The following is a 14,283-nucleotide window of genomic DNA, read 5'->3' on the forward strand; positions in this document are numbered from 1 at the left end:
AGGTAAGGATTGATGGCTGAAAACAAAAACAACTACATAGTACCGGCGCTCGAAAAGGGGCTTCAAATCCTTGAGATGTTTGATAGCCAACGCCGTAACCTTTCACAAGCGGAGATGGCCGCCGCTTTAGGCGTTAGCTCGAACTCGCTGTACCGCATCGTACAAACGCTGACCTCCATGGGCTACCTAAAGAAAACAGGAACCAATACCTATTCATTGGGTTCGCAGGTTGTCAGCCGCGGCTTTAGCTATCTAGCCAGCCGCGAAATTGTTGAAGTGGCTGCTCCTTTTATCACTCAACTTCGGGACAGCACTTCCTTATCCAGCCACCTTGCCATCCGCGAGGGCAACGAGACCCTTTATGTGTTTCGCGCATTGGCGTTACAACGGGTTTCTGTAAACGTTCCTGTTGGCACGCGATTTCCTTGCCATATCACGGCCATGGGGCGCGCACTGTTGATCGGCTTATCACCAGATGAGCTTGAGCAGCTTTATCAAGGGCAACGCTTAGATGGCTACCCAGAGCCTGCGCCACAGACGTTACCTGATCTACTGGCGATGTGTGAAAAAGAGCGTGCACAAGGCTGGAGCATGCACTATTCCGACTACTCAACAGCGATTGCCGTACCGGTGCGGAACTTCACAGGTGAGGTAGTAGCGGCCATCAATATTTCTGGCCCAGATGTGGTGATGCATAAAGACGGTGTCCAAGAGCGCTTGGTGACGGCGCTAAAAAAGAGCGCCAGCCAAATTATGCACGAGCTGGGTGGCACAACCCGCCGTTAAACCTACCTATCAGCATGTTTTGGTGAGTGCCGTGCTTGTTATATACAAAGCAGGCACAGGCCAAGAGAAACTCTACCTTCACCGCACGATTATTTGCTTTCACTAGGCCAGAGCGGTTAATTTTGGCTCATAGCTGATACAAGCCGAAGCACAGGAGCATGCGCGTGACAAACAAAGAGACGCACTGGAGCAACCACCCCGGAGACGAAGGGCCAGTCACTGTTAGTGTTTCACGCAAGGTGAAGCCAGGCTCGGAAGCCGCGTATGAGCAGTGTGTATCTGACCTTGTGAGCGCCGCAGCTGATTTTAAGGGCCACCAAGGCGCCACTATTCTGCGGCCAAGTCAGCCACCAATGATGAGTACGTCATTATCTATCGGTTCGATAACTACACCAACTGCCAAGGATGGGAGCAGTCGGAGGTCCGTGCTCAGTTGTTGAAGCATCTGGAAGGCTTAGTTGAGGGCGAAGCATCAACCCAGCAGGGCACCGGCTTAGAGTTTTGGTTTACATTACCAGAGCTACCGGCCCATAAACCACCTAGCCCGCATAAAATGGCTATCGTGCTTATCGGTATCGTTTACGCTTTGGTGCTAGGCCTAAACCTTCTGCTAAAACCTTTCCTTGGACCACTCCCCAGCGCAATCACCATATTGATCGTTGTCGTCCTACAGGTTTTGCTGATGACATACGTCATTATGCCGAGAGTCACCGTCCTACTGAAGCACTGGCTCTTCGACAACTAAATTCACGAGACTAGATAATGACAAGCGGCGAGCTGGCCTAATTTACTTAGCCGATCTAGAACGCCTACGATTTAGATGAACTAGAAAAACAAGACATACAAGCATTAGCGACCAAGAAGTAGGTTCTGAAATGCCAGTAGGCCTCAGTGACTCCAACCACAAACGATAACCATCTGATGTTACGATGGAAAACTGCGACCACTCAGAAGGAGCATCGGACTTACTTAAAAGGGTAAATGTGCCAGCACGGACTCCTGAATAACAGCTGCCTTGCCAATAGGTCATGGCAAACAAGCATCCCATGCCCACATTTTGTCCAACAATCTCTTTAGATAGGTCCAACGGAGCAGGTGCGTACGTATGAGGAGTGCCAAAAGAAATTCTAGAAAAATCGTCCCGATTAAATATCTGCTTTACTCCTGAAGGGTAAATGACACTGAGAGAAAGCTCGGTTATCAATGGAGAGGAAGCAGCAACATGAGAATTCTTGAATTTACCTCCTGGGGGAGCGAAGATATCAGGATAATAGCCGGGTAATATCTGGTCATCGAAGGCTAGAAAACCATAGGCTCGAACCATGTTACCGTAGAGGGCGCCGCTCCACTCCATCTTAAGTCTTATCAAGCTTGCCTGAGAAACAGAACACAGAGAAATCAATAAAAGAGCTGAACAACACTTGCTTAAAAGCTTCATCACTAAGTCCATTTAGTTTGTTAAAAATAATATATTTCTTTAGTACATATAGAGATATAAGACTCTCGTAGACTAACAGTCTGAGCGACACACTCTGCTTCGAGACAACGCAAAAACCGATCTTACATTCTCAAACACCAACCAAAAGCGACTTCAACCACGCCAAAAAGACTTGGTTCTCACGCCGGTCTGCTTTTTCACGCGGGCACGCATAATAGCGTGCCATCCCCGTATCCATTGCTGTTTCTGGAAAGAGCTTAACTAAACGCCCAGCGCGAACGTCAGGCTCAGCCAATAAACTGCGGCTAAGGACAATACCAGCACCATCCATCGCCGCTTGTAAGGCGTGGTCTGCTTGGTTAAAACGCACACCACTGTGGGTATCGACGCCGGTAATCCCTTGCTGCTGGGCATAGCTTTCCCAGCTTGGCGCTGAGGGGTCAAAGAAGATGGAATCGTCATGAATAAGCGGGTGATTAAATATGTCCGCAGGCTGACGTAAGCTACCTTGAGCCGCTAGCCAACCCGGATGGCAGAGGGGCACAACAAACTCATCCACCAGCTTTTCCGCAAACAGGTGGGTATCATCAAAGCGCCCAAACCTTACTGCAGCATCAACGGGCTCCACTCTAAAGTTAGTAATGTGCAGGCTCGCCAAAATACTCGCATTCACATCAGGGTAGAGCGCCGAGAACTCGTGTAACCGCGGAGCAAGCCACTTGATAGCAAATGCAGGGCCGGTACTAACAACAAAATTAGGAGAGGAGACCTGCTCTAATAAGCCAATGCCTTTTTCGATCTGCTCAAAGCCTAAGCTCAATAACGGCAGGGCTTGCCGCGCTTCTTTAGTCAACACAACCTGCCGATTATGGCGCTCGAAGAGCGTCATACCCAGATGCTCCTCCAGCAGTTTTATCTGATAGCTGATAGCCGCGGGCGTCACAAATAGCTCCTCAGCGGCTTTCTTAAAGCTCAAGTGCCGAGAAGCCACTTCAAAGGCCCGAATAGCATTTAATGGGGGGAGTCGCATATCTTCTCAATAAAAATATTTTAATTGATAGGTCAATATAACTCGTTTGTCGCCAAACCTAAACCACCGCAATATAAGCCTGCAAATCAGTAAGCCAGAGGGTGTTAGGATGCAACCTAGAAAAGAAAATTTAACGAGCGAAGATATCGATTTCTATCTACAACGTGGCAGACTGGAGCGCGCAAAGGTGGCAATTAGGATGCTAAAGGCGCTGAAAAATGCTGCTTGTCGCATGCTATGTTATATAAAGAGAGGTGTGACTAGATCGTGCCAAAACCAGAACAGAGAGCAAGTGTAAGCTAGCCCCCACCGGGTGTTAATCTCTTGTAGCTACACACAGAGAAGACTTTATGCTGAGCACTCAATATAGAAAATCTAATTGGATCGGTTGGAACTTACGGTTTATAGCAGATGATGCGCAGCGGTCGAGCAGGTATCGAAAAGCAACTGCTGATTTTAGTAGCTAGCCGCTCTAACTACTCCAGCTAAATGAGAAATTACACCTGGCCAGGGTTCTCATTCTCCATGCAGCGTTATGTGAGCTCAGCTCTCACATAGCACGAGCCCTGCCAGATACCGATTGCCTGCCCAACGTTTTCTACCCAAGAGGGAGCTGCGAAGCACTATCAATTCTTTTTTAGCTTCACTACCTAAAAGCTCCCTTAAGCTTTAAGCAGTAAAAGGCATCAGGATCGAGTTATCTAATTGTTATGATTAGTTTTAACGATGCTTGCATCATTTTATATGATTATTAATAGCCGTAGCTTAGAATATTACTGAACTTGAGGGTGGGAGTGACACCATGAGATCGCCTACAAGACACAAGATTCATTCAGTTCTATACAGCTCCACACTGGATACCTTTCTAGCTGTTTGTCAGCATCGAAGCTTCACAAAAGCGGCAAAAGTACTAGGCCTTAGCCAGTCATCAGTTTCGCAGAATATTCTCAAGCTAGAAGAGAGCTTGGGAGTTAGTTTATTCGATCGCGAAGTACGCCCCATCATGCTGAAGCCTGAAGCGATAATGTTAAAGGAACAGCTCGAGAAGCAGTTTTCGGGCATCGAGGAAACTGTAGACCTGATCCGCGAAAAAAATGAGCTAAAGCCCATCGTTAAGATTGGTGTAGTTGATTCTCTCTCATCTAACATTGCCCCTGCACTTATAAGAATACTCACAGAGCAGACGAGGCAGATATCAGTATTGAGTGGTATATCTCCCAATATTGCTAACGACCTGATCAACAAAGAGGTCGATATTATTATCACTAGCGACTCTCTAGATGGAGTAGACGGGCTAAGTCGCTACTTTCTCTGCCAAGAGCCACATCTCTTAATACTCCCTAAAAGCTCTCACCTAGTGGGGGAGACTATCACCTGGCAGCAACTAATAAGCTGCGAAATACCTATGGTAAGATATTCTAGACGCTCAGCCTCTGGGAGAATTGCAGAAACTCATTTCTCCAGAATGCGAATGACTGTACCCAGTAAAATAGAAGCTGATACGACGAGGGTAGTGCTCTCTATGATCGCTGACGGTTTAGGTTGGGGTCTTTCTTCCCCTTTATGCCTAATGCAATGCCCTGACATGCTTAACGATATCCACTTTCAGCCTGCTCCTCAGCCTTCCTATAGCCGCGAGCTCTATGTCGTGACACGAAAGAATGAGTATCAGCCTCTAATTGAAATTATCCTTGCCGAATGTGCTCATCAATTAAAAGCTACACTGCTTCCAGAGATACAAGAAAACTTTCCGTGGCTTATCGATGATATTGTCATCGATAAGCACGCTTTATTGCTTTATGAAAATGAAAAAAAGGGGTGTTAAACCCCTCCAAAAGAGTGACAGCTACAAAACCATCACTGGGTAACCACGCTTGACTACTAACGTCCGAGTTGAGAAGTGACGGTTCTAATGCTGCTTACTTTGTCTAACTGAAGTAAATCATTTATGAGCGTCGCTGCTTGATCTTCTGAAAGAATCCCTTTTGTGCTCTCAGTGAATTTATTAGTAAACTCTTCATCTGAAAACGGTTTCTCGTGATTACCACGCGCCAAGTTGTTCTCTAGGAAAATTTGTTCTCCTGACACTAAATTGATCCAGACTTTGATGGGTGCCGTGCCGATAAACCCAAGCTTCGCAAGATCGTCATCTACACCCATCGTAATTCGAGACATCAAAGACTGAACTACCGGATCAAGAATCACTTCCTCTCGAAACTCTTCAAGTGTTACACGCCCGAAGATCAAAGCAGATGCCAAGGCAAACTGAATCGAGAAACGAGCTTCAACAGGCGATTGAGGCTGATGGCAAACTAACTCTTTTGGGCCTAATAAGCTGACACCACAGTGAATTGATTCGATTTCCTCAACAGGAATTTCTCTATAGCTGAGTAACTCCAAGAGGACATCACAAGCAGGGTGGTTACCACTACAATTGGGATACTTTTTAAACGCGAACCCTCTATTTGCGATATCCCATCCAGAACCGAACATGATTGGCCTAACCATATTCCTAGCTTTTTTGGCCAAGCACGCATTAGCGAAGCACTGAATGAAGCCGTCCTGACCTTCCAGCGCAAAAGGAGAAGACGTTACTCCATCAAACGTGAGAGTGACTGCTTCTAAACCTGCTTTTGCAGACATTCCTGCATGATAAGGTTTAGCTTGAGTACCAAAGTTACTTCTTATTCCACTGGATCTAGATAACGAAAGAGCCAAGGACTGCGTGGTCTGCTCCGCATCTAACTGCAATAACTGGCATACAGCCGCAGCCGTTCCTAGGGCATAAAAGATACCGGTAGTATGCCATCCATTTTCAGATGCTTCCGGCATCATCAGGTCAGCAATTTTATGCGTCACCTCAATACCAGCGATGTAAGCTAATAGAACACGTTTACCGGAAAAGTTATGCTCTTCTGCAATAGCTAAGATAGCGGGCAAAATTACTGTTGTTGGATGGCCAATGGTTGCCCAACTAGTATCGTCAAAGTCTAGAGCATGCCCAGAAGCAGCATTAACTAGTGCTGCGTTTTCTGGATCGAGTCTCACTTCTCGCCCAATAACTGTGGCATCAGAGCTCCAGCTCCTTTTACCTGCCCAACGAAATAGATTCTCAGATACAGGCTGGCGGCTACCGGGTATAGCGACCCCGATGTAATCCAAAATAGCTCGTTTGGAAGTTTCTACTACTTCGTTAGGAACATGGTCATATTCCAAATTGCTTAGAAATTGAGCTGCCTGCTCTAAAATTGGAAGCTTAGTATTCATGCTCAACTACCACGTTTTGAATTAAACAATTCGTTAAAGCGGTCCGGAGATGTCATCATTAATGGGTCCAAGTAACGACCAGCGTCCTCTTCACTCATGACTTTATTTTCGATGACCACCTGCTTGATGGTTTTGTTCTCAAGGTCAGCTTGCTTAGCCAACTTAGACGCAGTTTGATAATCAAAAAGTGTTGCTATAACGGTAGAAAGGGCGAGCGATTGCTCAGCATCCTTAAAGCACTTCTCGGAATTCGCGACAATTCCATCAATACACTTCTTTGCAAGCAGTGGCATGCATTCTGTCAAAAGCTCACAAGACTCTGTTACACAATTCAGAATCAGCGACTCCCAAACGTTAAGATCTAACTCCCCCTCACACGCTCGACTGATTGCAACATCATTACCAAGTACTCTGAAATAAACCTGCATAGCCATTTCAGGCATAACAGGGTTTACTTTACCTGGCATAATTGAGGATCCAGGCTGTACCGCAGGTAATGAAATCTCTTCTAAGCCAGCTCGAGGGCCTGAAGACATTAAACGTAAATCACCAGATAGTTTATGTAGGTTCAGAGCTACTGCTTTGGTAACAGCAGATACCTTAAGCCATAAATCAGCATTCTGAAGACCATCAAAGAGGTTATGCTCAATACCCCACTCTACACCTGTGAGCTCACAGAGCGCTTTATATAGACCTTCCTTATATCCAGGAAAGGTACCAAACTCTGTTCCGATAGCTGTTGCTGATAGAGGTAACTCCAAACATACGGACTTAACGTCTTGGACATCGACAAGCATCCTTTCAAAAGCGCTTTTGTATCCGCTGAACTGCTGCCCAAGTGTAATTGGAAGTGCATCCTGAAGGCAGGTTCTTCCTAGTTTAACGATCTCATTAAATTCCGACTCTTTTTTATCCAACGAATGAATAAATCCGCCTAACGCATTTTCTAGTTTTGTAAGACGTTGATAGACCGTCATCTTCATCGCTGCAGGAATCACATCGTTAGTCGATTGTCCCATATTTACATGCGTGTTCGGGTGAACAAAATCATACCCTTTATGCCCTGTAGCTATCTCATTCGCTCTATTCGCCAAGACCTCGTTTACGTTCATGTTTGCTGAAGTACCGCCGCCGCCGTGATATATATCTACGACAAAATCTCTTGGGCTGAGGTCTTTTAGTGTGTCGCTAGCAGCTTTACCAATAGCGTCGCTTACAGATTGATCTAGAACTCCAGCTCGATTATTAGCAATTGCGGCTGCATGCTTTATTTGCACTATGCTGGCAACAAAATCGGGAATATGGGCAATAGTCTTACCCGAGATTGCAAAATTTTCTTTAGCTCTCAGAGTTTGAATGCCGTAGCTTAGGCTTTTATCTAGCTTACGCTCACCTAGAGCATCATGTTCAATACGCATATTTCAATCTCCAAACTCAGTGCCAAACATCTTTTTCGTAGGGAAGATAAACCTTCCCATCAATACATACATATACACCCGGTGCAGCCAATTGAGCGGCCAATGCAGACGCTCCAAGATTGAAAAGCCCATCACTGTGAGTAAAGCCATCGATAGGCCGCAGAGCACCTGTAAGAACAACCGTCTTTCCCAAAAGCTCAGCCTGATGCTCAACTAGAAACCGTGCTGTTTCAAAGACAGTAAAAGACCCGTGTGTCAGAACGACTGACTGCATCGGACTATTGCTGATGGCTGCAACCATCCCAGCTCTATCTCGATCATTTATTTCACGACTATCTTTCATGCATAGCTGTGAAAACATGTAGGCTTCCTGGGTTAATCCAACATGCTGATTTAGGTACCTTGGTAATATGCTCTTGTCATAACAAAGGACTGTGCACTGGTCCGGATCATAATAAGAATCAATAGTTCCACCCGTTGCTATCAGATGAAATTTGGTTGAATTAGTCATAATTCCTCCATAAGAATATTCAAATTAAAGCCCGGTAATCAGGCGAGGCAGCCATAGTGCCAACTCAGGTACGAACGTTGTAAGCATCACAACGGGAAGGTAGGTTAGAAATACAAACACTAATGTGGGCTTTAAAACTTGAGGTAATTTCACACCTCCAATAAGCGTCCCGAAATAAAGTATTGGAGCGGTTGGTGGAGTTATTAGACCCATGCCTAAGTTGGTTCCAATAATCGCCGCAAAGTGAACTGGATGTACCCCGATCTCATTCATCACAGGTAATAGTAGTGGGGCTGCCAGCAGAATCCCTGAAACGTCTTCCATAAACATCCCAATCAAAAGTAAAAACAGATTCACTAACAAGAGCAGAACAATTTTATTATCGGAGATAGCTAGCATTGCTTCTAAGATTTGCTGCGGCACATCCTCAAAAGTGAGTACACGGGCAAGCATGCTTGCACAGAAAATAACAAGCATCAGTACTGCTGTTACTTGAGCGGCTTTCCATACGGCTTCATAAAAGGAGTTCCAAGTCATCTCCTTATAGATCCAGAAGGCAACAGGCAGAGCATAAACGACAGCCACTGCAGCAGCTTCTGTTGGAGTGGTTACGCCTCCGTAGATGAAACCAAGAATGATCAAAGGCATGGCCAAACCAAAACCTGCTTTCTTCGTTTTCACGAAAACGTTTTGACTTGCCGTTTTAAAGTCGGGTTTGTCATCTACAACCAGAGGCATATTCCGGGTAAGAACGAAGTTCCAAAAGCAAAATAGAATGACCAGTAAGAAAGCAGGCAATACTGGTGCTAGAAAAGCAGCTGTAATCGATGTGCCTGTTACCCAGCCATATAAAATCATTGTCGCGCTAGGCGGAATCAAGAGGGCTAATACGGCTGAGCAAGAGACTAATGCTGTCGCGTAGCCTCGGTCATAGCCTTTTTCAACCATACGGGGAATCATAATCGAACCAATTGCAGCCACAGCAGATGAGGCCATACCAGATATGGCCCCAAAGACAGCGGTTGTAACTACAGTGACAATACCAAGACCGCCGCGATAATGGCCAAATAGGCTATCGGCCAATTCTAATAGCCGTTTTGCGATCCCGCCGTTTGTCATCACTGAGCCAGCAAGGATATATAGAGGGATCGCAAGCAGAACCATTGAAGAGGTTTTACTAAAACCAGAAGTAATCAGGAATGAAGTACTTCCGTAATCCCCCATAACAATCAGAAATAGTGCAGCTGCAACAAAAGTTAGTGCAACTGGAACCCCTATAATCATAAGGGTTACAAGAAGGACAACGTCCCAAACAATAATGGCACTCATGGCAGAGTCCTCAATCAGTGGCTATGCCGGAAAAAATCGTAAATAGCTTCAATGACTTCAATAAAAAAGTAGAAAGTCATTAGAGCCATACCGACAAGCATACCGCTATATACCCAAGCCATCGGAATTCGTAGCTCTACGGAGCGAGTTTCCATTTCCAGATTAAATTGCACTAGATGCCAGGTTTCCCAGCACAGGTAAGCACATAAAAGCGTTGAGATAATACGGGTTATAAAGTGTGCGACATCAACAAAGAGGCCTGGCTGACAGAGAGTATCAACTATACTTGCCGATATATGACCTTTAGCTTGAGTACCATAAGCAGCACCAATGAAGTACATAATCGCAGCTAAATAGCTCGCGCTCTCTTCGATACCAAATATGGAGTAGTTGAAGATATATCGGCTTACCACCTGAATAAACACAAGTAAGGTGAAAGCGATACTAGCGATGAACATTACCAGCCTCTGCAACCTAAGCTTGAACTGCCAGATAGAGGATAAAGTTGTAGTTACTTTGGTAGCTTTAATTGTCGTTGTATTCATAGCCGCAGGCCTAATAAGTGAAAAATTGTGAGCAGAAGTTAGGTACAAACCTTCTGCTCTCAGCTCTGGGTTACTGAAAAAGACGAGTAACCCAGATGGCTTTGTTATCAGTTGCTGTAATGTGCGTTCAACTTCTGATACAACTCGTCACCAATTTCATCTTTAATTTTCGGCCAAACATCCGCTCGAATCGCTTTCGAAATAGCAGCTATCTCGTCATCAGAGAACGTTACGACTTCCACACCACTGTCACTCAGCTGTTTACGATAGTCCTCATCAGCTTGAGCTACGCGCTGAAAGCGCTCGCTCGCCATCTCAGCGGCAATGTCGCGCATGATCTGCTGGTCTTCCGCATCCAGACGTTTAAATTTACGACTGTTAACGAATAAAGAATTTACTTCAAAGAAGTTGTTGATCTGGAGCCATGTTTTAACAATACCGTTCCAATCCCGAACAGCATTCTCAGGCGTTCCTCCGATCATGCCGTCGATAACACCTGTCTGCACGCCAGTGTAAAGTTCCGCCCATGGCATCGTTGTAATGTTATATCCAAGACGCTCTAGTACAGGGCCTTGGGTACCTACCGCAGAGGGCCATACGCGAATCTTCAATTCACTATGTTTGGCATCAGGATCTGCAGGGTTTGTCACACTCGAGCCAACAGCCATACCGCCCATCCCTACGGCATAAGGGGCCAGCATAGTAATGTTCTGTGGCGCCAGTAGCTTATTCACCTCATTGAAGATGAAGCCGCCATCATTCCAAGAGCTCTCGGCTTCAGCATACGTAGAAACAGAGTAAGGGAACCAAGAAATACTCAAACGCTTGTCATACTTGGTGGAAAAGGACTGAACAGCTGCATCAATAACGCCCTGGCTTACTAGTTCATATACTTCTTCGATATCACCCAACTGGTTAGCAGGGTAGACCCTCACGTTAACTCGGCCCTCCGTTTGCGCAGTAACTCGCTTTGCAAACTCATTAGACCACACATCTTGTTCAGAGCCCGGAGGAGCTGGGTGGGATAGACGAATACTTGTCGCTGCATGAGAAATAGCGGCGGAGAGTGTTAATACCCCAGTTGTCAGGGCAATTGCACCAAACTTCAGAAATCGTTTCGAAGAGTTCCTCATCGGATTTACCTCTTAAGAATCATTATGCTTATTTTAGTTACGATGTAGCTGCTTAGTTTTAACTTATAACTACATAGCATCTATTTAGCTCTGATCTTTTGAGGAGCTCTATTAGGATCGAGAAATCTTATATCTACTATCGCTTGAGGTAATAACAAAATCGGTTCAGCTAATAGCGATACATAGCCACCAAATCGACACTGACTTAAGGACGGTTTAGCGAACCAACTAAAAGCTATCGGTACTCGAGTAAAGACCTACCCAAAACAGTGAAAATAAGACTAGAAGAGGTTGGTTGTAGCGAGGGAGCGGTGTTTACTATATATGGCTAGAGAACGAATAAACTAAAAAGCAGCCAGATGGCTGCTTTTTAGTTTTTACTTCATTTCAAACGAAAATTAAGCGTCGATATTCGTCGCATGCAGTGCGTTGCTTTCGATAAAGTCGCGGCGCGGTTCTACTTCATCACCCATCAGTGTAGTGAACAGCTGATCGGCCGTGATCGCGTCTTCAATCGTGACTTGCAACATACGGCGTGCTTCTGGGTCCATAGTGGTTTCCCACAGTTGTTCTGGGTTCATCTCACCCAGTCCCTTATAACGCTGTACCGAGTTGCCGCGGCGGGAGAGATCCAGCAGCCATTCGATGCCATCTTTGAAGCGGCTGATTTCTAAGCGGCGTTCGCCACGTTGCACATAAGCGCCTTCCTCTAACATGCCATCTAGCGTGTTTGCGAGGTTTGCAATCGCTGTGTACTCTTTCGATGCAAAGAAATCACCTTTAAACACATAGTGCGAATCAACACCATGGTGGATATACGTGATCTCTGGAATGTAAAGGCTATGCTCTTTGTCATAGGTGATACGGCCATCAAATTGCTCGCTAGCCAGTGCATTGTCTTGCAGTGCGTCAGTCAGTTGGTCTAGCCACTCACTGACTTGTTCTTCACTATGCAAGGCTTCTTGGCTCAAGGTTGGCAGGTAGATCATCTGCGTTAACGCTTGAGCAGGGTACAGTTTGCTCAGGCGCTCGATAATACGATCAACTGTGCGGTACTGGTTAACTAGCGCTTCAAGTGCTTCGCCTTTGACTGCTGGGGCGTCTTCACTCACGTGGAAGCTCGCGCCATCTAACGCGCCTTGCAGTAGGTAGTTTTCTAGCGCGTCATCATCTTTTAAGTACTGCTCTTGCTTACCTTTTTTGATTTTGTAGAGCGGCGGCTGGGCAATATATACATGGCCACGCTCAATCAGCTCTGGCATTTGACGGAAGAAGAAGGTCAGCAGCAGGGTACGGATGTGCGATCCATCCACGTCGGCATCGGTCATGATAATGATGCGATGGTAACGTAACTTGTCTGGATTGAACTCTTCACGGCCAATACCGCAGCCAAGTGCAGTAATCAGCGTGCCCACTTCTGCAGAGGTGAGCATTTTATCAAAGCGCGCTTTTTCTACGTTAAGGATTTTACCTTTCAGCGGCAGAATGGCTTGGTTTTTACGGTTACGGCCCTGTTTAGCCGACCCGCCTGCAGAGTCACCCTCCACGAGGTAGAGTTCTGAAAGCGCTGGGTCTTTCTCTTGGCAGTCTGCCAATTTACCTGGCAAACCCGCAATATCGAGCGCACCTTTACGACGTGTCATTTCCCGCGCTTTACGTGCCGCTTCACGGGCACGCGCCGCATCGATCATCTTGTTCACAACCGCTTTTGATTCCTGCGGGTTTTCCTGCAGATAATCAACAAACTCTTGTGCAAACAGCTGCTCAACGGCAGTTTTTACCTCAGAAGAGACGAGTTTGTCTTTGGTCTGTGAAGAGAACTTAGGGTCAGGGACTTTAACGGAGATAATCGCACACAAGCCTTCGCGGCAATCATCACCCGAGGTTGCGATCTTACCGCCTTTGTTAAGGCCTTCACTCTCAATGTAGCTGTTCAACGAGCGCGTTAGCGCCGAACGGAAGCCAGATAGGTGGGTACCACCATCACGTTGCGGAATGTTGTTGGTGAAACAGTGAATGCTCTCTTGGTAGGAGTCGTTCCACTGTAGGGAAACCTCAACACCCACGCCATTTTCGTGTATCGCAGTGAAGTGGAAGATCTTATTCACTGACGATTTGTTCTGGTTGAGGAACTCAACAAACGCGCTCAAACCACCTGCGTATTCGAACACCTCTTCGCGACCACTGCGCTCATCAAGCAGCACAATGCGTACACCAGAGTTCAAGAATGATAACTCACGCAAGCGTTTAGCTAAGATATCGAACTGGAACTCAACGTTGCTGAAAGTTTCTTCAGAGGCGCGGAAGCGCACTTCAGTGCCCGACTGATCCGTTTCACCCACCACTTTCAATGGCGCTTGCGGTACACCGTGGACGTAGGTTTGCTCGTGTACTTGGCCGTTGCGGCGGATCGTCATTTTCAGCTCGCTAGAGAGGGCGTTTACAACCGATACACCCACACCGTGCAAACCACCAGAGACTTTATAGCTGTTGTCATCAAACTTACCACCGGCGTGCAGTACCGTCATGATAACCTCAGCAGCAGACACGCCTTCCTCTGGGTGAATATCCGTTGGGATACCTCGGCCGTTATCCGATACCGAGACGCTCTCGTCAGGGTGGATCACGACCTTGATCTCGCTACAGTGGCCCGCGAGCGCTTCGTCGATGGAGTTATCGACAATCTCAAATACCATATGGTGCAAGCCGGTGCCGTCGTCCGTGTCACCGATATACATTCCAGGGCGTTTGCGAACGGCATCGAGCCCTTTCAGGACTTTAATACTACTGGAATCGTAATTCTGCTCTTCGCCGCTCATGGGCTAT

General features: G+C 46.4%; 12 protein-coding genes. 3 read left to right on the top strand and 9 right to left on the bottom strand.

Annotated elements, in window-relative coordinates:
- Positions 1-12 precede the first annotated feature (12 nt).
- Entirely contained in the window at positions 13-786 is a 774-nt protein-coding gene (locus E4L36_RS11395) for an IclR family transcriptional regulator (protein ID WP_127693599.1), read from the top strand.
- Positions 787-1,219: 433 nt separating this feature from the next.
- Positions 1,220-1,531, top strand: a complete 312-nt coding sequence (locus tag E4L36_RS17910; RefSeq protein WP_206064544.1) for a hypothetical protein — start codon at positions 1,220-1,222, stop codon at positions 1,529-1,531.
- A gap of 42 nt (positions 1,532-1,573) precedes the next feature.
- Here E4L36_RS17910 and E4L36_RS11405 read toward each other — a convergent pair whose 3' ends face one another.
- Positions 1,574-2,224, bottom strand: coding sequence for a hypothetical protein (locus E4L36_RS11405; RefSeq protein ID WP_136680716.1), 651 nt, complete (start codon positions 2,222-2,224; stop codon positions 1,574-1,576).
- Positions 2,225-2,354: 130 nt separating this feature from the next.
- Positions 2,355-3,254 (bottom strand): LysR substrate-binding domain-containing protein, encoded by a 900-nt coding sequence (locus E4L36_RS11410; protein WP_136680717.1) that lies wholly within the window; start codon positions 3,252-3,254, stop codon positions 2,355-2,357.
- Positions 3,255-4,056: 802 nt separating this feature from the next.
- On the opposite strand from E4L36_RS11410, the gene E4L36_RS11415 reads away from it, so the two are divergent.
- Positions 4,057-5,079: a LysR family transcriptional regulator gene (locus tag E4L36_RS11415; protein WP_136680718.1), complete on the top strand. Its 1,023-nt coding sequence runs from the start codon at positions 4,057-4,059 to the stop codon at positions 5,077-5,079.
- A gap of 56 nt (positions 5,080-5,135) precedes the next feature.
- On the opposite strand, the gene E4L36_RS11420 is transcribed toward E4L36_RS11415, so the two are convergent.
- The 7 genes from E4L36_RS11420 to gyrB form a co-directional block, all read right to left on the bottom strand.
- Positions 5,136-6,521, bottom strand: coding sequence for an MmgE/PrpD family protein (locus E4L36_RS11420; protein ID WP_136680719.1), 1,386 nt, complete (start codon positions 6,519-6,521; stop codon positions 5,136-5,138).
- Between the two features lie 2 nt (positions 6,522-6,523).
- Positions 6,524-7,939, bottom strand: coding sequence for an aspartate ammonia-lyase (locus E4L36_RS11425; RefSeq protein WP_136680720.1), 1,416 nt, complete (start codon positions 7,937-7,939; stop codon positions 6,524-6,526).
- A 16-nt stretch (positions 7,940-7,955) separates the two neighbouring features.
- Positions 7,956-8,450, bottom strand: a complete 495-nt coding sequence (locus tag E4L36_RS11430; RefSeq protein ID WP_136680721.1) for an asparaginase domain-containing protein — start codon at positions 8,448-8,450, stop codon at positions 7,956-7,958.
- A gap of 24 nt (positions 8,451-8,474) precedes the next feature.
- Positions 8,475-9,779 (bottom strand): TRAP transporter large permease, encoded by a 1,305-nt coding sequence (locus E4L36_RS11435; RefSeq protein WP_136680722.1) that lies wholly within the window; start codon positions 9,777-9,779, stop codon positions 8,475-8,477.
- A gap of 14 nt (positions 9,780-9,793) precedes the next feature.
- The gene (locus E4L36_RS11440) at positions 9,794-10,324 is read right to left on the bottom strand and encodes a TRAP transporter small permease subunit (protein ID WP_136680723.1); all 531 of its coding nucleotides are present in this window, start codon (positions 10,322-10,324) and stop codon (positions 9,794-9,796) included.
- Between the two features lie 107 nt (positions 10,325-10,431).
- Positions 10,432-11,457: a TRAP transporter substrate-binding protein DctP gene (dctP, locus tag E4L36_RS11445; protein WP_136680724.1), complete on the bottom strand. Its 1,026-nt coding sequence runs from the start codon at positions 11,455-11,457 to the stop codon at positions 10,432-10,434.
- Between the two features lie 398 nt (positions 11,458-11,855).
- Complete coding sequence (gene gyrB, locus E4L36_RS11450; protein WP_136680725.1) at positions 11,856-14,276, bottom strand: DNA topoisomerase (ATP-hydrolyzing) subunit B; 2,421 nt, start codon at positions 14,274-14,276, stop codon at positions 11,856-11,858.
- Positions 14,277-14,283: the final 7 nt, after the last annotated feature.

Source organism: Neptunomonas sp. XY-337 (assembly GCF_004959845.1).
In the GTDB taxonomy this organism is placed as follows: Bacteria; Pseudomonadota; Gammaproteobacteria; order Pseudomonadales; family Balneatricaceae; genus Neptunomonas; species Neptunomonas marina.

Excerpts from the sequence above, each read along its gene's own strand:
- E4L36_RS11395 (WP_127693599.1), top strand. The coding sequence starts at position 13 with ATGGCTGAAAACAAAAACAACTACATAGTACCGGCGCTCGAAAAGGGG.
- E4L36_RS11405 (WP_136680716.1), bottom strand. The coding sequence starts at position 2,224 with ATGAAGCTTTTAAGCAAGTGTTGTTCAGCTCTTTTATTGATTTCTCTG.
- E4L36_RS11410 (WP_136680717.1), bottom strand. The coding sequence starts at position 3,254 with ATGCGACTCCCCCCATTAAATGCTATTCGGGCCTTTGAAGTGGCTTCT.
- E4L36_RS11415 (WP_136680718.1), top strand. The coding sequence starts at position 4,057 with ATGAGATCGCCTACAAGACACAAGATTCATTCAGTTCTATACAGCTCC.
- E4L36_RS11420 (WP_136680719.1), bottom strand. The coding sequence starts at position 6,521 with ATGAATACTAAGCTTCCAATTTTAGAGCAGGCAGCTCAATTTCTAAGC.
- E4L36_RS11425 (WP_136680720.1), bottom strand. The coding sequence starts at position 7,939 with ATGCGTATTGAACATGATGCTCTAGGTGAGCGTAAGCTAGATAAAAGC.
- E4L36_RS11430 (WP_136680721.1), bottom strand. The coding sequence starts at position 8,450 with ATGACTAATTCAACCAAATTTCATCTGATAGCAACGGGTGGAACTATT.
- E4L36_RS11435 (WP_136680722.1), bottom strand. The coding sequence starts at position 9,779 with ATGAGTGCCATTATTGTTTGGGACGTTGTCCTTCTTGTAACCCTTATG.
- E4L36_RS11440 (WP_136680723.1), bottom strand. The coding sequence starts at position 10,324 with ATGAATACAACGACAATTAAAGCTACCAAAGTAACTACAACTTTATCC.
- dctP (WP_136680724.1), bottom strand. The coding sequence starts at position 11,457 with ATGAGGAACTCTTCGAAACGATTTCTGAAGTTTGGTGCAATTGCCCTG.
- gyrB (WP_136680725.1), bottom strand. The coding sequence starts at position 14,276 with ATGAGCGGCGAAGAGCAGAATTACGATTCCAGTAGTATTAAAGTCCTG.